The 19,722-nt window shown below is 67.6% G+C and carries 17 protein-coding genes; 5 read left to right on the forward strand and 12 right to left on the reverse strand.

All coding sequences use genetic code 11. The features are described 5' to 3' along the window. Positions 1 to 25: 25 nt before the first annotated feature. The 6 genes from KVT32_RS22265 to KVT32_RS22290 form a co-directional block, all read right to left on the reverse strand. The gene (locus KVT32_RS22265; protein WP_152383483.1) at positions 26 to 481 is read right to left on the reverse strand and encodes a MarR family winged helix-turn-helix transcriptional regulator; all 456 of its coding nucleotides are present in this window, start codon (positions 479 to 481) and stop codon (positions 26 to 28) included. Continuing rightward, on the reverse strand, positions 478 to 720 hold the full coding sequence (locus KVT32_RS22270; protein WP_152383484.1) for a hypothetical protein: 243 nt from the start codon (positions 718 to 720) through the stop codon (positions 478 to 480). Before KVT32_RS22270 ends, KVT32_RS22265 begins: the two co-directional genes overlap by 4 nt. Next, positions 717 to 2,342 carry an FAD-dependent monooxygenase gene (locus KVT32_RS22275; protein WP_217618861.1) on the reverse strand — a complete coding sequence of 542 codons (1,626 nt, stop codon included), beginning with the start codon at positions 2,340 to 2,342 and terminating at the stop codon, positions 717 to 719. Before KVT32_RS22275 ends, KVT32_RS22270 begins: the two co-directional genes overlap by 4 nt. A gap of 143 nt (positions 2,343 to 2,485) precedes the next feature. Continuing rightward, a complete protein-coding gene (locus KVT32_RS22280; protein WP_056320887.1) occupies positions 2,486 to 3,184 on the reverse strand; it encodes a DUF6776 family protein in 699 nt (232 codons plus the stop codon). 146 nt (positions 3,185 to 3,330) lie between these two features. Beyond that, on the reverse strand, positions 3,331 to 4,017 hold the full coding sequence (gene murU / locus KVT32_RS22285; protein ID WP_175157434.1) for an N-acetylmuramate alpha-1-phosphate uridylyltransferase MurU: 687 nt from the start codon (positions 4,015 to 4,017) through the stop codon (positions 3,331 to 3,333). Continuing rightward, positions 4,017 to 5,057: an aminoglycoside phosphotransferase family protein gene (locus tag KVT32_RS22290; RefSeq protein ID WP_152383487.1), complete on the reverse strand. Its 1,041-nt coding sequence runs from the start codon at positions 5,055 to 5,057 to the stop codon at positions 4,017 to 4,019. Before KVT32_RS22290 ends, murU begins: the two co-directional genes overlap by 1 nt. 168 nt (positions 5,058 to 5,225) lie before the next feature. Between KVT32_RS22290 and KVT32_RS22295 the strand changes: the two genes are divergently transcribed. Genes KVT32_RS22295 through rsmA form a run of 3 tightly spaced genes read left to right on the forward strand, consistent with a single transcriptional unit; the run spans position 5,226 to position 10,006 of the window. After that, positions 5,226 to 7,607, forward strand: a complete 2,382-nt coding sequence (locus tag KVT32_RS22295) for an LPS-assembly protein LptD (RefSeq protein WP_175157436.1) — start codon at positions 5,226 to 5,228, stop codon at positions 7,605 to 7,607. Further along, positions 7,604 to 9,196 carry a peptidylprolyl isomerase gene (locus KVT32_RS22300; RefSeq protein ID WP_217618862.1) on the forward strand — a complete coding sequence of 531 codons (1,593 nt, stop codon included), beginning with the start codon at positions 7,604 to 7,606 and terminating at the stop codon, positions 9,194 to 9,196. The genes KVT32_RS22295 and KVT32_RS22300 overlap by 4 nt, the downstream gene beginning before the upstream one ends. A gap of 18 nt (positions 9,197 to 9,214) precedes the next feature. Further along, a complete protein-coding gene (rsmA, locus tag KVT32_RS22305; RefSeq protein ID WP_152383490.1) occupies positions 9,215 to 10,006 on the forward strand; it encodes a 16S rRNA (adenine(1518)-N(6)/adenine(1519)-N(6))-dimethyltransferase RsmA in 792 nt (263 codons plus the stop codon). A gap of 148 nt (positions 10,007 to 10,154) precedes the next feature. On the opposite strand, the gene KVT32_RS22310 is transcribed toward rsmA, so the two are convergent. Then, positions 10,155 to 11,297, reverse strand: a complete 1,143-nt coding sequence (locus KVT32_RS22310; RefSeq protein ID WP_056320900.1) for a glycerate kinase — start codon at positions 11,295 to 11,297, stop codon at positions 10,155 to 10,157. A 107-nt stretch (positions 11,298 to 11,404) separates the two neighbouring features. Here KVT32_RS22310 and pyk point away from each other — a divergent pair, with 107 nt between their 5' ends. Then, positions 11,405 to 12,847, forward strand: a complete 1,443-nt coding sequence (gene pyk / locus KVT32_RS22315) for a pyruvate kinase (RefSeq protein WP_217618863.1) — start codon at positions 11,405 to 11,407, stop codon at positions 12,845 to 12,847. A gap of 10 nt (positions 12,848 to 12,857) precedes the next feature. On the opposite strand, the gene KVT32_RS22320 is transcribed toward pyk, so the two are convergent. After that, positions 12,858 to 14,087: a nucleoside recognition domain-containing protein gene (locus KVT32_RS22320; RefSeq protein WP_217618864.1), complete on the reverse strand. Its 1,230-nt coding sequence runs from the start codon at positions 14,085 to 14,087 to the stop codon at positions 12,858 to 12,860. Between the two features lie 143 nt (positions 14,088 to 14,230). On the opposite strand from KVT32_RS22320, the gene KVT32_RS22325 reads away from it, so the two are divergent. Continuing rightward, a complete protein-coding gene (locus KVT32_RS22325) occupies positions 14,231 to 16,642 on the forward strand; it encodes an acyl-CoA dehydrogenase (RefSeq protein ID WP_254636985.1) in 2,412 nt (803 codons plus the stop codon). On the opposite strand, the gene def is transcribed toward KVT32_RS22325, so the two are convergent. The 4 genes from def to KVT32_RS22345 are packed head-to-tail and all read right to left on the reverse strand — an operon-like array spanning position 16,639 to position 19,720. After that, positions 16,639 to 17,172 carry a peptide deformylase gene (gene def / locus KVT32_RS22330; protein WP_152383492.1) on the reverse strand — a complete coding sequence of 178 codons (534 nt, stop codon included), beginning with the start codon at positions 17,170 to 17,172 and terminating at the stop codon, positions 16,639 to 16,641. The two genes, KVT32_RS22325 and def, sit on opposite strands and share 4 nt — an antisense overlap. Positions 17,173 to 17,186: 14 nt before the next feature. Further along, entirely contained in the window at positions 17,187 to 17,582 is a 396-nt protein-coding gene (gloA, locus tag KVT32_RS22335; RefSeq protein WP_063955180.1) for a lactoylglutathione lyase, read from the reverse strand. Between the two features lie 11 nt (positions 17,583 to 17,593). Next, positions 17,594 to 18,736 carry a 2-aminoethylphosphonate--pyruvate transaminase gene (locus KVT32_RS22340; protein ID WP_217618865.1) on the reverse strand — a complete coding sequence of 381 codons (1,143 nt, stop codon included), beginning with the start codon at positions 18,734 to 18,736 and terminating at the stop codon, positions 17,594 to 17,596. Positions 18,737 to 18,781: 45 nt separating this feature from the next. After that, positions 18,782 to 19,720 (reverse strand): M48 family metallopeptidase, encoded by a 939-nt coding sequence (locus KVT32_RS22345; protein WP_371825609.1) that lies wholly within the window; start codon positions 19,718 to 19,720, stop codon positions 18,782 to 18,784. Between the last annotated feature and the right edge of the window lie 2 nt (positions 19,721 to 19,722).

Here is a 19,722-nt window from a genome sequence, read left to right on the forward strand (position 1 = left end):
GGCGGCCGACCGAGCGGCCCGCTGCTCAGTCCGCCGCGTCGCCGGCCTCGGTTTGCAGGTGGCCGATCAGGCGGTCGAGCATGTCGCCGAATTGCTGCTGTTCATCGGCGGTCAGGCAGCCGAAGATTTCGTCGTTGCGGCGCGCAATGAGGTCGACGATGCGGCGGTACTGCGTCAGGCCGTCGGCGGTCGGCGCCAGCACCACGCCGCGTCCGTCGGACGCGGAGACCGTCTTTTCGACAAGCCCGCGATCCACCAGCGCCTGCGCCGAGCGGCTGGCCTGGCCCTTGTTCAGGTTGGCGGCGCGCGCCAGGTCGTTGACCGACAGCGGTGCGAACCGGCCAATGGCGGCGAGGCACCGCGCCTCGCCCAGCGGAATGTCGCAGTCCTTGAGATAGGCCCGATTCGTGTCGCGGTCCGTGATCTTGTTGAGCACGTGAAGGCGATAGGTGAGGAATCGTTCCAGGGCGGGCGTTTTCACGTCGGACGGGCGGGATCGGCGCCCGCGCAGGATGAGGCCGGATAGTTTGCCACACCGCCGTCATCCAGGCTGGCGGCTTCGGCCTGCGCCAGCAGCGACAGGGCTTCTTCGGCTGACGGCAGGCGGCTGAGCAGCGACAAGCCGAGTATCGACAGAAAAAGCGGCGCGCGCGATTCGCCGACGCGCGTGAGCGTCTGCGCCATGCGGGTGTAGACCTGGTCCAGGGCTTCGGGATTCATGCGTGGCCTTTCGAGGTGGCGGTGGAAGTGAGCGAGGGGTAGTAGGACGCCAACGCGGCGCGCAGGTCGGCGGCGGCAGGCGCAACCCAGCGTCCCAGCACGTAGCCGTCGGGGCGCAGCAGGTAGACGGCGCCGGCCTGGTGGCCGTAACGCAAGGCGAGCTGGCCGTGCGGGTCGGCCAGGCCGTCGGGGCCGGCACGCAACACCTGTAGTGGTCGCGGCGCGTCCTGCGTGGCCGCGGCCAGCGCATCCAGCGCGGCCGACACTGCCGGGTCGGGCGAAATGGCCAGCGCCACGAAGCCCGCGCCGAAATGGGCGGTCAGGTATTGCGGCGCGTCGCCATCCTGCAGCAGCACGTCGGGCGCGGGTTGGCCCGGCGCGGCCGCCGGGCCGGCCTCGGGGGCGCGGTCCTCGCGGTTCAAGGGCGAGGTGTCGTACGAGATGGGCGCGGACTGGCGGGGATTGATGAGCGAGCGCACGCCGTCGTCCACCAGCGCGAGGCGCAGCGCGGCCTCGCGCATGAGCCGGAAGCCGAAGTCCGGCGGCGCCATGAATTCCGTGCTCTTGGCGCCGTAGGCCAGATTCTGGCGCGTGGCATGGACGCGCTCGATGCTGTAACTGTCCAGCAGGGCGTCGGGCGACTGGCCCTTCAGCACCCAGGCAAGTTTCCAGGCCAGGTTGCCGGCGTCGTCCAGCCCGGAATTCAGGCCGCGCACGCCGAAGATCGGCACGAGGTGGCCCGCGTCGCCCGCGAACAGCACGCGGCCGTGGCGGTAGCGATCCAGCGTCAGGCACTTGGCGTTGTAGATCGAGATCCAGAGCGGCTTCCAGGGCGCGGTCTCGCCGATCATGTCCAGGTGGCTCTGCACACGCGGCAGCACGTTTTCCGGCTTGACGGCTTCGTCGGGGTCTTCGTCGTCGCGGATCTGGTAGTCGACGCGCCACACGTTGCCGGGCTGGCGATGCATCAGCAGCGTGGACCCCGGATTGGAGGGCGGATCGAACCACGCAAGGCGCTCGACGGGCCGTTGCGATGCCTGTTCGATGTCGACGATGACGTAGCGCCCGTCGTACTGCATGCCTTCCAGCTTCAAGCCCATCGCGTCGCGCACGGTGCTGCGGCCGCCGTCGCAGGCGACGAGCCAATCGGCGCGCACCGTCTGGCGGGCGCCGTTCGCCTCCACCTCGACCGATACGCCGTCCGGACCGGGCTGCACGGCCGTGACGCGTGCCGACCAGGCAAGCGTGGCGAGGCCGGGATGGCGCCGCATGGCCTGGTGCGCGAATTCCTCCACGTAGTACTGCTGGATGTTCACCATCGGGGCGTACCGCTGCAGGGGATCGTGCGGCATCTGGAAGTGCAGGACTTCGCGGTCGCGGTAGTAGCTTCGCCCGCCCGTCCAGGCCAGACCCGTGTCGATCAGCGGCCGGTCGGCGCCGATCCAGCCCAGGATCTCCTGCGACCGGCGCGACATGCAGATGGCGCGGCTGCCGCTGCAATAGCCTTCATCGGCCTCAACGGTGAGGGAGGCGATGCCGTACTCGGCGAGCAGGGCGGCCAGGGTCAGACCGACCGGACCGCCGCCGGCGATCAGGACGGGAACGTGCGAGGGGAGCGTCATGCTGTCTCCAGAATTTGGTTGTTTGCGCAACTATATGCCCGGCATGTTGCGCGCGCAACCAATTTTTGAAGGCGATAAAAAACCCGCCGAGGGGCGGGTTTGGGGGCCGGTTCAGGCCGATTGGCGGCCATCAGTGGCGTGTGTCAGTTGCGTACGTTGTAGATCCGCATCGCCTGCTGCTTCTGATTGGCGTCCAGCACGCGCAGCACCACGACCTTGGCGGTGAAACCGTCGGGCAGCTTGAGCTGGCCCAGCGCGTAGTCGTAGCGGTCGACCGTCAGCGCGGGGCCTTCCGGCGTCACGGTGGCGGAGCGGCCGTTGGGGTAGGAGCCTTCGATGGCGAAGGTCAGCGTGCCCTTGAAGGGCGCGCCCGTGCGTTCTTCGCGCATCACCAGCACTTGGTAGTCGAGCAGGCCGGGGGCGCGCTTGAAGGTGGCCGAGCGGATGCCGAGGTTGCCGCCGCGGGGGTCGGGCGGCATGGCGTCCTGGAACAGCACCAGTTCCTTGTTCAGGGTTTCGATCTTGGCGCGGCTTTCCGCCAGGTCGGTGGTCAGCTTTTCGTGACCGGCCTTGTTGGCGTCGCGCTGCTGGGTAGCTTCTTCAAGCTGGGTTTGCAGGCGCTGGCGCTCCATGTTGGAGGCGCTGAGCTCGCTGTGCAGCTGTTCGGATTGTTCGACGGTCAGGCGTTGCGGACCGTAGTTGGTTTGCAGGAAGAGCACGCCGCCCGCGCCAAGCGCAATGCCAACCAGCAGCAGAACGAGCCAGCGCGGCATGCGGCGCGTGCGTTGTCCCGGTTGGTATACGGAGGGCTTGAACGTGGCCCGTTGCGATCTTCCAAACATCCCCATTCCTAGAAAACTTCCTGTGTATGTGCTCGTGGGCAGGCGCGCGCGCATGCCAAAGCGTCAGAGAATACCCCGTTAGCCGGGGGCGTTGCGTGCGCGGACAAGCCTCGTTGCGCACCTTGATATTGTGAAATATGTGAGCGTCACGCGGCCGCGCTGGCCAGTTCCGCGTCCAGGTCGGCGAGCCGTTGCGGGGTGCCGACGTCGGTCCAGCGGCCGGCATGCCGCGCGCCGCGCACCTGGTTTTGGCCCATCGCCTGCCGCAGCAGCGGCGCCAGCGGCGCGGCCTGGCCGCGCGGGACGTCCGCGAACAACGAAGGATGGTAGACGCCGACGCCTGCAAAGGTCAAACGGGGCTCGCCCTGCGCCAGCACGCGCCCCTCGGCCGTCAGGACGAAGTCGCCGGCAGGATGGTGCGCGGGATTGTCCACCAGAAGCAGCCATGCGCCGCCCTGCGTCACGAGGCCGGCGGCGTCGTGCGCGTCGGCCGGGTTCCAGTCGCACCAGATGTCGCCGTTGACGACAAGGAACGGGTCGTCGCCCAGAAGGGGGAGCGCCTGGGCGATGCCGCCCGCGGTCTCCAGCGCGGTGGCTTCGGCCGAATAGCTGATGCGCACGCCGTGCGCGGCGCCGTCGCCCAACGCGCGTTCGATTTCGTGGCCGAGCCAGGCGTGATTGATGACGACGTCGCGGATGCCGGCCGCGGCCAGGCGCGCCAGATGCCAGACGATCAGCGGCTTGCCGCCGACCGGCAGCATGGGCTTGGGCAGGCGGTCGGTCAGCGGGCGCATGCGTTCGCCGCGGCCCGCGGCAAGAATCATGGCGCGCATCAGAACGTGTATCCGACGCTGACCTGGCGGTCGTCCAGGCGGTCCAGCAGGCGCAGCAGCGGCGTGAAGACGCCATAGCGCTGCGCCACCTGGCGGACGTAGCCGTTCACGCGTGGAATGTGCGCCAGGTAGTGGGCCTTGCCATCGCGATGGTTCAGGCGGGCAAAGACGCCCAGGATCCGCAGGTTGCGCTGCAGGCCCATCCATTCATACGCGCGGTGGAATTCGGCGAAATCGGCGTCGACCGGCAGGCCGGCCGCACGCGCCATTTCCCAGTAGCGGATCGCCCAGTCGAGCTGTTGCGGTTCTTCCCAGGTGGTGCGGGCGTCCGTCACCAGCGACGCCAGGTCGTAGGTGATGGGACCGGCCAGCGCATCCTGGAAGTCGATGACGCCCGGGTTGGGGCCGTATTGCGGCTGGTCGCAGACCATGAGGTTGGGCGAATGGAAATCGCGGTGCACCAGTACCTGCGGCTGCCCGGCGTTGCTGGCCGACAGCAGGGCGAAGATCTTTTCCATCGCATTGGCGGTCTTGTCGTCCATCGTCACGCCGTGGTGCTTTTGCACGTACCACTCGGGGAACAGCTTGAGCTCGTCGGCCAGCCGCGTGCCGTCGTAGACACCCAGCCCGGCGGTCGAGGCCTGTTGCAGCTTGACCAGGGCGGCCAGCGCCTCGCGGTACAGCGTCTGCAGCTGGGCGTCGTCCAGGCCGTCCTGGATGCGCTGGTAATAGGTTTGTTCGCCCAGATCGGACAGCAGCAGCAGGCCCTGGTCCAGGTCCTGCGCCAGCACGGCCGGCACGTTCAGCCCGGCGTCCGCCAGCAGCTTGTCCACATGCAGGAACGGGCGGCAGTCCTCGTGCTGGGGCGGGGCGTCCATGACAATCAGGGTCCGCGATCCCGCGTCCAGCCGGAAGTACCGGCGAAAGCTTGCGTCAGCCGACGCGGGGCGCAGCGTCTCCACGGCCAGGTTCAGGGCAGGGGGCAGGCCTTGCAGCCAGTTGCGCACCTGCGCCAAGCGGGGGTCGTGATCGTTTTTCAAGGAAGATCCGTGTCAGAAGGGCAAAATTGGGGAATTTTCGATTTGGCGAACATAAGGCTGGGCGTTGTTCGCGGCTTCTCTATAATACCGGCTCGTTTCCGTCAGCATTGGCGCCGCGTGGGCGTCTCTGTGCGGCTCTCCCATGGTCATAAAGGGCTGTTTTCATTCGTGCGCAAGGTTCCGTGGTTGATCCTCTCCGTAGTCAGCGTCGCCGCCGGAGCCGCCCAGGCTCAAAGTAGCCCGGGCGCCGCTGCTTCCGCGCCGTCGGTCACGTCAACCCCGCAATTGCGCACCTCGCCTGGCCTGCGCATGCACCGGTTGCCCGACGAGAGCATTCCCGCTTTCATGGAAGCGGACACGATTTCGGGCGATCCCGACTACGAGCTCAACCTGACCGGCAACGCGCAGGTGCGCCGCATCGACGGCGTGATCAAGGGCGACGCGATCAATTACCGCAAGGACACCGGCAAGGTCGACGTCCGCGGCAACGCCCGCATGATGCGCGATGGCACCCTGGTCACGGGCCCGTCCGCCTCGTTCAACGTGGACCGGTATTCCGGCGAGGTCGAAAAGCCCAACTTCTGGCTGGGCGCCACCGGCGGCTTTGCCGTCGCCGACCACGCGGACATTTTCAGCAAGTCGCAGATGCGGCTGCACACGGTGACGTACAGCGGCTGCCCGTGCGAAAACCCGTCCTGGTACATCAAGGCCAATTCGGTCGATATCGATTTCGACGAAAACGAAGGCGTCGCCCGCGGCGGCGTCCTGTACTTCAAGGATGTGCCGATCCTGGCGTCGCCCTACATGACCTTCCCGGTCAAGCGCGAACGCAAGTCGGGTTTCCTGATCCCGACCTACGGCACGACCAGCCAGGGCGGTTTCGACATTTCGATTCCGTACTACTTCAACCTGGCGCCCAATTACGACCTGACGGTGCAGCCGCGCTACTTCTCCAAGCGCGGCACCCAGCTGGGCGGCGAGTTCCGCTATTTGGGTTACGGGTACAGCGGCATTATGGACGGCACCTACCTGCCCAATGACGACGTGACGGGCAACGACCGCTGGATGTACTGGTGGCGCCATCAGCAGCAGTTCTCGCACGGTTTCTACGCCGACTGGGATATCGCCAAGGTCTCGGACGACAATTACTTCCGCGACATTTCGCAACTGGGCCTGAACCAGGCCTCCACGACTTACCTGCCGCAACGCGGCCGCGTGGGCTGGGTCTCTAACTACTGGAGCGCCTACGCGCAGGTCTACAAGTTCCAGACGCTGCAGGACCCCGATGCGCCGCTGGTCCCGCCGTACAACAAGGAACCCGAGATCTACCTGCGCGGTTCGCGGTACGACGTCGGCGGCTTCGACCTGGACTGGACCTCGACCGCGGTGCGCTTCAGCATGCCGGAGTACGGCGCGGCGTTGCGAGCCCCCGATGGCGACCGCTTCCAGACCTACCCGACGATCTCGTATCCGATCGTCCGCCCGGGCTGGTTCATCACCCCGAAGGCGGGCGTGAACTACACGTCGTATCAGACCAAATGGTATGGCGTGGATGCGCAGGGGCTCAACGGCGGCACGGCCAATGGCCTGCCGCGCTCGCAGTCCCGCACGGTGCCCATCCTGTCGCTGGACTCGGGCCTGATCTTCGAGCGCGACACCACGCTGTTCGGCAAATCGTCCACGCAGACGCTCGAACCGCGGCTGTATTACCTGTACGTGCCGTACCGCGACCAGTCCAAGATTCCTGTCTTCGATACGTCGCTGGCCGACTTCAGCTTCACCCAGGCGTTTGAGGAAAACATCTACTCGGGCGGCTGGGACCGTATCGCCAACGCCAACCAGCTGACCGCGGCCCTGACGACGCGCTGGCTCGATGCCGACAGCGGTTTCGAGCGCCTGTCGGTGGGCGTGGCGCAGCGTCTGTACTTCGAAGACCAGAAAGTCACGCTGCCGCTGGAAACCCCGCGCACGGACGTGCGGTCCGACTTCCTGGTGGGCGTCAGCGCCGCGTTGACCGATACGCTCAACACGGACCTCGCCGCGCAGTACAACCCCTACGACAACAATTGGTCGCGCGGGCTCATCAGCGCGCGCTGGTCGCCGCAGCGCCTGACCACCGTGGCGGTGGCCTACCGCTACCAGCGCGATCCGCAGCCGGGCGTGTTCTATCAGCCGCAGGGTCAGAACCAGGTCAGCCTGGCCGTTCAATGGCCATTCAGCAAGCGCTGGTACGGGGTGGGCCGGGTCGACTATTCTTTGCGTTCCGGACCGTCCAGTACGATTGCCAATACGACGGAATCTCCGCGCGTGACGCAGGCCATCGCCGGCCTGGAGTACAAGGGCGACTGCTGCTGGGTGGGCCGCATGGTCTACCAGCGCTACGCCGTATCGGCGGCGGACACCAATTCCGCGCTGTTCTTCCAGCTTGAGCTCACGGGCCTGGGTTCCCTCGGAACCGACCCCATGAGCCTGCTGAACAGAAGTATCCCCGGTTACACGCGCGTCACGCCGCCCGCGCAGGCCGGGACCACATTTGAAAGGTATGAATGATGCGTAGGTTGCACTCTTTGCGCCGCCTCTCCGGCAACGCGCTGCTGCTGGCCCTGTGCGCCGGCTTGCCCGCCGCCCATGCGGCCGAGCAGACCAGCCGCGGCGCCAACAGCGCCAAGGCCGCTCCCGCCGCGCAGAAACAGGACGCGCCGGCGCCCAAGGGCGAGCAGTTCGTGGACGGCATCGCCGCGATCGTCGACAAGGACGTGATCACGCTGCGCGAACTGCGCGACGCCTCCCAGCGCGTTGCTGGCGAACTGAAGTCGCGCGGCATCCAGGTGCCCGATGACCAGACGCTGCAGCACCAGGTGCTCCAGCGTCTCATCATGGAACGCGTGCAGCGCCACGAAGCCGACCGCCTTGGCATCCGGGTTGACGACAAACAGATCGACACCGCCATCCAGGCGATCGCCTCGCGCAACAAGATCACGGTGCAGCAATTGCGCCAGGAACTGGAAAAGTCCGGCACGACCTGGGAAAACTACCGCAAATCGCTGCGCGACGAGATCCGTTCGGATCGCCTGCGCCAGCGCGCGGTCGACTCGACCATCGTCATTTCCGACGCGGAAGTCGATGCCTTCCTGAAAGACCAGCGCCGCAATCCGGCTTTTGGCGCGGCGCCTGCGCAGGCGGCGCAAGCGCAGCCCCAGGTGCAGCCGCAGCCCGCGCCCGAGCAGGCCGCCGCGCCTGCCGGCCCCATGCTTTACGCGCTGGCGCAGATTCTGGTGCGCGTGCCGGAAGGCTCGTCGCCCGACCAACTGTCGCTGCTGCGCAAGAAGGCCGAAGGTCTGCTGGCGCGAGCCAAGCGCGGCGACGATTTCGCCAGCCTGGCCGCGGCATCGTCCGACGGCCCCGAGGCGCTGCAGGGCGGCGTCATGGGTGTGCGCCCGCTGGATGGCTGGCCTGATCTTTTCGTCAAGGCCATCAGCAATCTCCAGAAGGGCCAGGTCAGCCAGCTGATCCAAAGCGGCAATGGCTTTCACATCATCAAGGTAATGGACCGCGGCACCGCCCAGCCCGCGCCCGGCCGTACGGCCCGCGCCCCGGCGCCGCAAGCCGCGCCGCAACCGGCGCCTCAGCCGGCCGCACGCGAGCAGGCGCCCCAGGGCCCGACGCAGGTTGTGCAGACGCGCGCCCGCCACATCCTCATCAAGACCTCGACCGTCATGAGCGATGATCTGGCCCGCCAGCGCCTGGAGCAGGTTCGCCAGCGCCTGGTCAATGGCGCCGCCACGTTCGAGGAAATGGCGCGCCAGTATTCGCAGGACGCCAGCGCGCCGCAAGGCGGCGAGCTGGGATGGCTGAACCCGGGTGAAACCGTGCCGCCGTTCGAGGCCGCGATGAACGCGCTGCAACCTGGCGAAATCAGCCAGCCCGTGCAGTCGCCGTTCGGCTGGCACCTGATCCAGGTGGAAGAGCGCCGCGAGCACGACGCGACCGACGACCTGGCGCGCATGCGCGCCCGCCAGACGCTGTTCGAGCGCCGCGCCCAGCCGGCCTTCGAAGACTGGCTCGAGCAACTGCGCGCACAGGCGTACGTCGACAACCGCTTCGAAAAGCAGCAGAAAATCCAGCAGAACAACCGCTAAACGCATTACGGGCTTTTCATGTCTCAACACCAGGCGCGCAAGCGCTTTGGCCAGAACTTCCTGACCGACGACAGCGTCGTCGAGTCCATCGTCCGGGCGGTTGCGCCCGCCCGCGACGATGCCGTGGTCGAGATCGGCCCTGGCTTGTCCGCGCTGACGCGGCCGCTGCTCGAACGGCTGGACCATCTCACCGCGGTCGAAATCGATCGCGACCTGGCCGCCCGGCTGCGCAAGCAGTTCGACGCATCACGTTTGACGGTAGTCGAGGCCGACGCGCTGACGGTGGATTTCTCGCAGTTCGGCGGCGCGCTGCGCGTCGTGGGTAATCTGCCCTACAACATTTCCAGCCCGTTGCTGTTCCACCTGATGACGTGGGCCGACCACATTCGCGATCAGCATTTCATGCTGCAGCGCGAAGTGATCGACCGCATGGTGGCCAAGCCCGGCTCGGGCGACTTCAGCCGCTTGTCCGTGATGCTGCAATCGCGCTACCGCATGCACAAGCTGTTCGACGTGCCGCCCGAGGCCTTCGATCCGCCTCCTAAGGTCGTGTCGGCGATCGTGCGCATGGTGCCGTTGCCGGCGGATCGCCAGCGGCCCATCAGCGAGCGCGCTTTCGAAACCGTGGTGGCCCGCGCCTTCTCGCAGCGCCGCAAGATGCTGCGGCGGGTGCTGGCAGACTGGGCCGCGCAAGTGCCTTGGGAAGCGCTGGATATCGCGCCCACCGCGCGCGCCGAGGACATTTCGGTGGACCGCTACATGCGCCTGTCGGATGCGCTGGTCGAAGCCGGGGTGTTGGCGCGGGAGTGACGTCTTTTCGGTATGGCATGGCAGTGCAAAAAGGCCCCGTGGGGCCTTTTTGCATTTGGGTGCTCGGAGAGTGAGATGGTGTCAGACACCCAGGGGACATGGGCGTCAGCCTGTGACGGCGGTTCAGCGGGTTGCCCCTGGCGCCCGATCACAGCATGCGCTTTTGCGCCGCCATCCACAGCTGCATCACATCGCGTGCCCGGTCGGCCAGCAGGCGCTCGGCGTCGGCCAAGGCCTGCTGCAACGTGATGGGGCCGGGGGCCAGGCTGAATGCGGCGCTGATGCCGCAGGTGTGCAGGGCCTCGTAGCCTTCGCCCAGCGAGCCGGCCAGCGCCACGACGGGAACGCCCGCGCGTTGCGCAATCCGGGCGACGCCTGCGGGCGTCTTGCCGCGCAGCGTCTGTGCGTCCATCCGGCCTTCGCCGGTGAACACCAGCGTTGCGCCTTCCACGGCGTCGGCCAGACCGCCCAGCTCTGCGACGATCTCCACGCCCGGCCGGAAATGCGCGTTCAAGAACGCCTTGGCGGCAAAACCCAGGCCTCCGGCGGCGCCCGCGCCGGGCGCGTCGCGGTGGTCGGCGCCGAGGTGCTTTGCGCACACGTCGGCGAAGTGACTCAGCAGGGTGTCCAGGGTCTGCACCTGTTCCGGCGTCGCGCCCTTTTGCGGCCCGAACACATGCGACGCGCCATGCGGACCGCACAAGGGATTGTCGACGTCGGAGGCGATGTCGACGCGCACCTGCGCCAGCCGCGGGTCCAGGCCATGCGTGTCGATGGAGGCAAGTTGGCCCAGCGCCCCGCCGCCCGGCGGCAGGCTGTTGCCGCCGGCGTCCAGCAGCCGCACGCCCAGCGCCGTCAGCATGCCGGCGCCCGCGTCGTTGGTGGCCGAGCCGCCCAACCCCAGGATGATGCGCTTGGCGCCCGCGTCCAGCGCCGCGCGCATCAGCTCGCCCACGCCGTGGCTGCTGGCGCGCATCGGGTCGCGCTTGGACGGGGAGATCAATTCAAGGCCCGCCGCGGCGGCCATCTCGATGACGGCGGTGCCGTCGTCCAGCAATCCCCACACGGCGTCGACCTTGTGGCCGAGCGCGTCGTTCACGGTGATCTGATGTTCCTTGCCGCCGGTGGCCGCGAGCACGGCTTCGACGGTGCCTTCGCCACCGTCGGCCATCGGGATGCACACGGTGTGCGCGCCGGGAAAGGCGGCCTTGACGCCGCGCGCAATGGCCGCCGCCGCATCGGGCGCGGAAACGCTTTCTTTGAACGAGTCGGGAGCGATGACGATTTTCACGGTCGGAAGGGGGGGCGCGTTAGTGATCGATGTGTCACCCATGATACCCGTGACAACGCGGCCGGCGTACCATAGCGCTTTCGTTGCTTTTGCGAGAGTGGACCGCCATGCCTGTATTGCGCCGCACAAAAATTGTCGCCACCCTGGGACCCTCGACCTCGTCGCCCGAACGCATCGACGCGCTCATCCGCGCGGGGCTGGACGTCGCACGGCTGAACTTCTCGCATGGCAGCGCGGACGATCACCGCCAGCGCGCGCGGCTGGTGCGCGAGATCGCTGCCAAGCAGGGCCGCTTCGTCGCGATCATGGGCGACCTGCAAGGCCCCAAGATCCGCATCGCCCGCTTTGTCGACAAGCTGGTGCAACTGCATGTGGGCCAGCCGTTCACGCTGTCGCGCGTGCATCCCAAGGATGCGGGCACGTCCAGCATCGTGGGCATCGACTATCCGGAACTCGTGACCGATTGCCGCGTGGGCGACGAGCTGCTGCTCGATGACGGCCGCGTCGTGCTGGTCGTGGATCGCGTCGAAGGCGACGAAGTCCACACCACCGTCACAGTGGGCGGTCCGCTGTCCAACAACAAGGGCATCAACCGCCGCGGCGGCGGCCTGTCCGCGCCCAGCCTGACCGACAAGGATCGCGTCGACATCAAGCTGGCCGCCGAAATGGAGCTGGACTACGTGGCGGTGTCGTTCCCGCGCTATGGCAGCGACATCGACGAGGCCCGCACCTTGCTTGCCGCGGCCGGCAGCCAGGCATGGATCATCGCAAAGATCGAACGCGCCGAGGCAGTAGCCGACGACGAGGCCCTGGATGCGCTGATCCGCGCAAGCGACGGCGTGATGGTGGCGCGCGGCGACCTGGGCGTGGAAGTGGGCGATGCCGAGCTGGTGGGCATCCAGAAGCGCATCATCCAGCACGCGCGCACGCTGAACAAGGTGGTCATCACTGCCACGCAGATGATGGAATCGATGATCTCCAGCCCCATGCCCACCCGCGCCGAAGTCTCCGACGTGGCCAACGCGGTGCTGGACTACACCGACGCCGTCATGCTGTCGGCTGAAAGCGCCTCGGGCCAGTATCCGGTCGAAACCGTGCAAGCCATGGCGCGTGTGTGCCTGGGCGCGGAAAAGCATCCCACGTCCACGAAGTCCCATCACCGCATGGGCGAGACCTTCACGCGCTGCGACGAAACCATCGCGCTGGCGGCCATGTATGCCGCCAACCATTTTCCCGGCGTCAAGGCCATCATCGCGCTGACCGAAAGCGGCCACACGCCGCTCATCATGTCCCGCATCCGCTCGGGCGTGCCTATCTACTGCTACAGCCCGCACAGCGTGACGCAAAACCGCGTGACGATGTTCCGTGGCGTGTACACGATTCCGTTCGCGCCGTCGGACTACGATCCGGCCGATCTTTCCAACGCCGCCATCGACGAGCTGCGCAAGCGCAATCTGGTGCAGACCGGCGATTGGGTGATCCTGACCAAGGGCGATTTCTATCGCGACAGCGGCGGCACCAACGGGATGAAGATCCTGCTGGTGGACTGAAGCAGGGCGCCTAGCCGAAGAACCAGTAGCAGACGCCGATCGCGGCCAGCGCCCCGGCCAGGTCGGCGATCAGCGCGCAGCCGACTGCATGCCGGGCGCGCAGAATCCCCACCGACCCGAAGTACACCGCCAGCACATAGAAGGTGGTCTCGGTGCTGCCTTGCACCACCGCGGACAGCAGCGCCGGGAAGCTGTCCACGCCGAAGTGCGTCATGGTCTCCAGCATCATCGCGCGCGCTGCGCTGCCCGAGAACGGCTTGACCAGCGCCGTGGGCAGCGCGTCCACGAAGCGCGTGTCCCAGTTTGCCTGCTGCGCCAGCCAGCGGATGCCATCCAACAGGAAGTCCAGCGCGCCCGACGCGCGCAGCACGCCCACGGCGCACAGCATCGCCACCAGATACGGCAACAGGCTCTTGGCGATATCGAACCCTTCCTTGGCGCCTTCAATGAAGGCCTCGTACACAGGCACTTTTTTCCACGCGCCGACGACCAGAAACGCCAGCAGGATGCCAAACAGCGTCAGGTTCCCCAGCAGCGAAGACAGCGACGCGATGGCGGCTGCCGACATGCTGGCCAGAAGCGCCATGAATCCGCCCAGCACCAGCGCCGCGCCGCCCAGCCACAGCAGGATGACCGGATCGGCCAGGCGCAGCCGCTGGCACAGCGCGACCGCCAGAAAGCCGGCCAGCGTGGACGCGCTGGTGGCCAGCAGAATGGGCAAAAAGACCAGCGTGGGATCGGGCGCGCCCTGCTGCGCGCGGAACATGAACAGCGTGACGGGCAGCAGCGTCAGCGACGATGCATTGAGCACCAGGAACAGGATCTGCGCGTTGGTGGCGGTGTCCGGCTTGGGGTTGAGCGCTTGCAGCTCGCGCATGGCGCGCAGGCCGATGGGGGTGGCGGCGTTGTCCAGCCCCAGGCCATTGGCCGCGAAGTTCAGCGTGATCAGGCCGATGGCCGGATGATTGCGCGGCACCTCGGGCATCAGGCGCGCGAACAGGGGGCCCAGGAGCCGCGCAAGCTTTTCGACCAGCCCCGCGCCCTCGGCGATGCGCAGGAAACCCAGCCACAGCGTCAGCGTGCCAAAAAGCAGCACCATCACGTCCACGGACACGCGCGCCATGTCGAACAGGCTGGCGACCATCTGGCGAAAGACTTCCGGGTCCCCGATGACGAGCCAGCGGTACAGCGCGGCCGCGGCAGCGGTAAGGAAGAAGCCAAGCCAGAGTTTGTTCAGCATGCGGACGAGCCCGGACAGCGGTTGATTGCGCATCTGCGCGGCGACGCCCATTGTCGCAGAGTCGGTAAGCCGCAGCTTGGCCGGGCCGCGCCAATTCTGGTACTTTGGCCCGATACGTCTTGTAGCGAACAACAGGGGGACCCATGGATTTCAACGCCTGGCGCCGGCGCCGCATTTCGGAACCCGCATACCGCTGGGCCCGCAATGCCATGCCTGCCATGTCGGCCACCGAACGCGAAGCCATCGAAGCCGGCGACAGCTGGTGGGACGCAGACCTGTTCACGGGCAATCCCGACTGGCGCAAGCTGCTCAGCGTGCCGCCGGCCACGCTGACGCCGGATGAACAGCGCTTCATCGACGGTCCCGTGCGCGAACTGTGCGGCATGCTGGACGAATGGGATATCTCCTGGAACCGGCGCGATCTGCCGCCGCGCGTCTGGGAGTTCCTCAAGACGCAGCGTTTCTTCGGCATGATCATTCCGCGCCGCCACGGCGGCCTGGGGTTCTCGCCCTATGCGCACTCCGAAGTGGTGCGGCGCATTTCCGGCTATTCCATCACGGCTGGCGTCACCGTCATGGTGCCGAACTCGCTGGGGCCGGGCGAACTGCTCATGCAGTTCGGCACGCAGGCGCAGCGCGATTATTGGCTACCAAGGCTTGCCGACGGCCGGGAAGTCCCGTGCTTTGGCCTGACCAGCCCTGAAGCCGGCTCGGACGCTGCCTCGATGGTGGATACCGGCGTCGTGTGCCGCCAGGTCGTGGATGGGCGTGAGCTCATCGGCATCCGGCTCAATTGGCACAAGCGCTACATCACGCTGGGGCCGGTGGCCACGGTGCTGGGGCTGGCGTTCAAGATGTCGGACCCCGACGGCATCCTGGGCGGGCCCAAGGATATCGGCATCTCGGTGGCGCTCGTTCCCACCGACGCGCCCGGCGTCGAGATCGGCCGGCGCCACCTTCCCGCCATGCAGGTGTTCCAGAACGGGCCCAACTCGGGCCGCGACGTTTTTGTGCCGCTGGATGCGCTGATCGGCGGCATCGAGCGCGCCGGGCAGGGCTGGCAGATGCTGATGAGCGCACTGGCCGCCGGGCGCGGCATTTCGCTGCCGTCGCTGTCGGCCGCCGCCGCGGCGATGTGCGCGCACACCACCGGCATGTATGCGCGGGTGCGCGAGCAATTCGGCATCCCGATCGGCAAGTTCGAGGGCGTTCAGGAGCGGCTGGCCAGCCTGGCCGGCAACGCCTATCTGATCGAGGCCGCGCGCCGCCTGACCTGCGCCGCGCTCAATCAGGGCGTCAAGCCTGCGGTGGTGTCCGGCATCATGAAATACCACGCCACCGAGCGCATGCGCGTGTCGGTGAACGACGCCATGGACGTGCACGCGGGCCGCGCCGTCATGGACGGCCCCAGCAATTACCTGGGCTCCCTGTACCGCGCCGTGCCCATCGCCATCACGGTCGAGGGCGCCAACATCCTGACGCGCAATCTGATCATCTTCGGGCAAGGCGCCATTCGCGCGCATCCCTATCTGATGCCGGAGATACTGGCGCTGGGCAACCCCGACGAGGAACGCGGCATCGAAGTCTTCCACGATGTCTTCTGGCGCCATCTGCGCCACGCGGGCATGAACACGCTGCGCGCGATCGGCCGCGCGTGGACGGGCGGCATGCTGGCGCCCGCGCCCGCCTCGGGACCGGTGGCGGGTCATTACCGCCGGCTGGGCCGTTATGCGTCGGGCTTCGCGCTGCTGGCCGACGCCACGCTGGCGCAACTGGGTGGAGGCCTGAAGCGCCGCGAAATGATCTCCGCGCGCCTGGGCGACATCCTGTCCGAACTCTATCTGCTGTCCGCAGTGCTAAAGCGCTGGGAGGACGAGGGACGCAAGCACGACGACCTGCCGCTGGTGCGCTGGTGCATGGCGCAGGGTTTCGCCAGCATCGAGAAGAGCATGGATCAGGTGCTGCGCAACCTGCCGGTCAAGGCGCTGTCGTGGGCGTTGCGGGCGGCCATCCTGCCGTTGCGGCTGGCCAAGGGGCCGGACGACGCGCTCACGCGGGAATGCGCCGAATTGCTGCTCAAGCCGTCGCCCACGCATGTGCGACTGGCGGCCGACCTGCAGCGCGAACCCGGGGAGGATCCGCTGGGCCTCTTGACCCGCGCCTTTGCGCTGGCCGACGCGGTGCAGCCGATCCGCGACCGGTTGCGCCAGTCCAACGTGCGCAACTGGCGAGAAGCCCATCAGCGCGGCGCCATCACGGACGCGCAGGCGGCGCAGCTCGAAGCCGCGGAAGCGACGGTGCTGAAGGTGTTGCAGGTGGATGATTTTGCGCCGGAAGCGCTGACGCCGCCGGGCGAAGGCGCGCCGGTTCGGGCGCAGGAACAGAAGCCGGAGCCGCACCTGGAGTCGCCGCAGCCTCAGCAGCCGGAGTCGCAGCCGCCGCGGCAACAGCCGCCGCAACAGCCGCAACCGCCGGAACCGCCACAGCAACCGCAGCCGCCGCAGCCGCAGGAGGACGAGCCCCCCGCTGCTGCAAGACCCGGCGGTAACGCCTAGTCGTCCTGATTCGGGTCCATGCCCGGGAACAGGATTTCCGTGAAGCCGAACTTCGTGAAATCCTGGATCCGGGACGGATACAGGCGGCCGATCAGGTGGTCGCATTCGTGCTGGACGACGCGTGCGTGAAAGCCTTCGGCCTCGCGCTCGATCAGCTGGCCGTACGGATCGCGGCCGCTGTACCGGATATGGCGGTAGCGCGGCACCAGGCCGCGCAGTCCCGGCACCGACAGGCAGCCTTCCCAGCCGTCTTCCATCTCGTCCGAAAGCGGCGTGATGACCGGATTGCACAGGATCGTCTGCGGCACCGGCGGCGCGTCGGGATAGCGGTCGTTGCGATCGAACCCGAAGATCACCAGTTGCAGGTCCACGCCGATCTGCGGCGCGGCCAGACCCACGCCCTGCGCGGCCGCCATGGTTTCGAACATGTCGTCGATCAGGGCGTGCAGCTCAGGCGTGTCGAAACGGTCGACCGGGGGCGCCACGCGCAGCAGCCGCGGGTCGCCCATTTTCAGGATGGGATGGATCATGGCTGGCGTTCCGCTCAGTCCTGGCGGTCTTTCTTCTGGATGAATTCGATCTTGTAGCCGTCGGGGTCTTCCACGAAGGCGATGACCGTCTTGCCGTGCTTCATCGGGCCGGCCTCGCGGGTGACCTTGCCGCCGCGCTCCTTGACCTTGTCACAGGCTTCGTAGGCGTTGTCGACTTCCAGGGCGATGTGGCCGTAGCCGTTGCCCAGGTCGTACTTGTCGGTGTCCCAGTTGTGGGTCAGTTCGATGACGGCGCCGTCGACTTCGTCCTGGTAGCCGACGAAGGCCAGCGTGAACTTGCCGTCCGGATAGTCGTTGCGGCGCAGAAGGCGCATGCCCAGCACGTTGGTGTAGAAGTCGATGGACTTGTCGAGGTTGCCGACGCGCAGCATGGTGTGGAGCAGACGCATGGGAGGATTCCTTAAGCGATGAGAGGTTGGGGGAAGCGCTGGGGGGTTCCGGCGCGTTCCCGGGAGATTCCGATGTCGCGCAGCGCGCCGCCCATGGCGTCGACCGCCTGCCGCATCTGGCCGGCGCCAAAGGCGCCGATGCAGCCGACCCGGAACGTGGGTTCTTCGGTGTTGGTGAAGTTGCTGATCACATAGCCGCGCTGCTTGAGCGCGTCCACGAAGAGCTGCAGGTGCCAGGTCGGGGCATCCGGCGCGCGGACGTTGACGACGATGGGGCCTTGCAGTTCGGGCGGCAGGTATGGGGTCAGGCCAAGATCGATCACGCCATCATAAAGCGTGCGCATGTTGGCCGTGTAACGCGCCAGACGGGCCTCGCGGCCTTCCAGGCGGAACAGTTCCAGCGCCACGGCCAGCGCGGCCAGCGTGGGCGCGGCGGGCGTGAAGCGGGGGCCGGCGTTGGGCGCCAGCGTGTGCTGGTAGATGTCGGCCAGGTCGAGCGACCAGCTGCCCGCATTGCCGCGGGCGGCATCCAGGCTGTCACGGCGCGCGACGACGAAGGCGGCGCCCGGCAGGCCTTCCAGGCATTTGTTGGCGGTCAGCACCACGGCGTCGACCGCGGGCAGGGCGCGCAATTCAAGCGGCAACGCGCCGAACGCCGACACGGCGTCGATGATCACGCGGCGTCCCAGCGCGTGGGCGATGCGGGCAAGATGCGGCACGTCGTGGCAGATGCCGCTGCCGGTTTCGCTGTAGACCAGCGCCAGGTGCGTGAGCGTGGGGTCGCGTTCCAGCGCGTCGGCCACCGCCTGCGGATCCACGCGCTCGGCGGCGCCCACCGATAGCGGCACGGCGATGCGGCCTGCCTCGGCGGCCAGCTTTTGCAGCCGGGCCGAGTACGCGCCGGTGGACGGGGCCAGCATGCGGCCGCCGGGCGGCACGAAGGTGCGGATCGCGGCCTCGACGGCAAAGTGGCCGCAGCCCGGCAAGGCCAGCGCCACGTGCTCGTCCGCGCCCGCCTGCGCAATCGCCAGCACGCCGTCGCACACCTGCCGGTACAGCGTGCGGAAATCGTTGTCCCACGGCGCGTAGTCCTGCGCCATGGCGGCCTTCACCCGCGCGTCGGTGGTGACCGGGCCCGGAATCAGCAGCAACATTTCGATTCTCCTTGGGATCGCAACAGGCGCTGGGTGCCGCGCGCTTCAGAACTGAGGCAGCGAAGCGGGATCGTGACGCCGCAGGATGTTCTTGGCGTCTTCGAAGTCGGGCAGGATCTGGCCGACTTCGCGCCAGAAGTCCTGACTGTGGTTCATCTCGCGCAAATGGGCAAGCTCGTGCGCGATGACGTAATCGATGATGGCCGGGGCGAAGTGGATCAGGCGCCAGTTCAGCATGATGTTGCCGTCGCTGGTGCACGACCCCCAGCGCGTGGCGGCCGACGACAGGCGCCAGCGGCGGATCTTCAGGCCGCTCACCTGCAAAAAGTGCGCCAGCCGCGCACCGAACCACGCGCCCGCGCGCTGCTGCAGCCACGCTTGGGCCGCATCGCGGATGCGGCCCTGGTCGGCGTGGGACGGCAGCGCCAGCCACAGGGTGTCGCCATCTTGCGGCGCGTCGGCGTCGCCGGACAGATTGGCCTGGCGGCTGTCGCCGCCCACGCCGATGACGATGCGCCGGCCCAGATAGGGGAGTTCTCCGCCCGCCTGCCAGCGCGTGTGCGCCATGGCCAGCTGCTGCTTGCGGGCGTGCCATTCGCGCAGCTTGGTCAGGATCCAGCGCGATTTTTCGCGCACCGCGTCGTCGATCTGCGTCAGCGTCACCCAATTGGGGGCGGTCACGCGCAGGCCGTCGTCGGTGATGACGAAGCCGATGCTGCGCCGCCGCGAACGCAGCAGCACGAAGCCGATGGTCTGCTGATCGGTGGGCACCTCGCGCCAGCGCGCGCCGGGCGGCAGCGGGTCGGGGCAGGGCGTGGGCACGCGCGACGCCGCATTGGGCGACAGCGTCAGCAGCGGCTCGCCCGCGGGGGCGGGGGCCTTGGCGGCGTCGGGAAACAGGTTGGGGGGCGTGACGGGGCGCGGGGTGTCCGGCGCGGCGGACGGCGCGCGCGGGGCGGCCGGCGCCGCCGGCACGGCGATCAGCG

The organism is Achromobacter sp. GbtcB20 (assembly GCF_019091095.1).
Lineage (GTDB): Bacteria > Pseudomonadota > Gammaproteobacteria > Burkholderiales > Burkholderiaceae_B > Achromobacter > Achromobacter mucicolens.

Excerpts from the sequence above, each read along its gene's own strand:
- KVT32_RS22270 (WP_152383484.1), bottom strand. The coding sequence starts at position 720 with ATGAATCCCGAAGCCCTGGACCAGGTCTACACCCGCATGGCGCAGACG.
- KVT32_RS22275 (WP_217618861.1), bottom strand. The coding sequence starts at position 2,342 with ATGACGCTCCCCTCGCACGTTCCCGTCCTGATCGCCGGCGGCGGTCCG.
- KVT32_RS22280 (WP_056320887.1), bottom strand. The coding sequence starts at position 3,184 with ATGTTTGGAAGATCGCAACGGGCCACGTTCAAGCCCTCCGTATACCAA.
- murU (WP_175157434.1), bottom strand. The coding sequence starts at position 4,017 with ATGCGCGCCATGATTCTTGCCGCGGGCCGCGGCGAACGCATGCGCCCG.
- KVT32_RS22300 (WP_217618862.1), top strand. The coding sequence starts at position 7,604 with ATGATGCGTAGGTTGCACTCTTTGCGCCGCCTCTCCGGCAACGCGCTG.
- rsmA (WP_152383490.1), top strand. The coding sequence starts at position 9,215 with ATGTCTCAACACCAGGCGCGCAAGCGCTTTGGCCAGAACTTCCTGACC.
- pyk (WP_217618863.1), top strand. The coding sequence starts at position 11,405 with ATGCCTGTATTGCGCCGCACAAAAATTGTCGCCACCCTGGGACCCTCG.
- KVT32_RS22320 (WP_217618864.1), bottom strand. The coding sequence starts at position 14,087 with ATGCTGAACAAACTCTGGCTTGGCTTCTTCCTTACCGCTGCCGCGGCC.
- KVT32_RS22325 (WP_254636985.1), top strand. The coding sequence starts at position 14,231 with ATGGATTTCAACGCCTGGCGCCGGCGCCGCATTTCGGAACCCGCATAC.
- def (WP_152383492.1), bottom strand. The coding sequence starts at position 17,172 with ATGATCCATCCCATCCTGAAAATGGGCGACCCGCGGCTGCTGCGCGTG.
- gloA (WP_063955180.1), bottom strand. The coding sequence starts at position 17,582 with ATGCGTCTGCTCCACACCATGCTGCGCGTCGGCAACCTCGACAAGTCC.
- KVT32_RS22340 (WP_217618865.1), bottom strand. The coding sequence starts at position 18,736 with ATGTTGCTGCTGATTCCGGGCCCGGTCACCACCGACGCGCGGGTGAAG.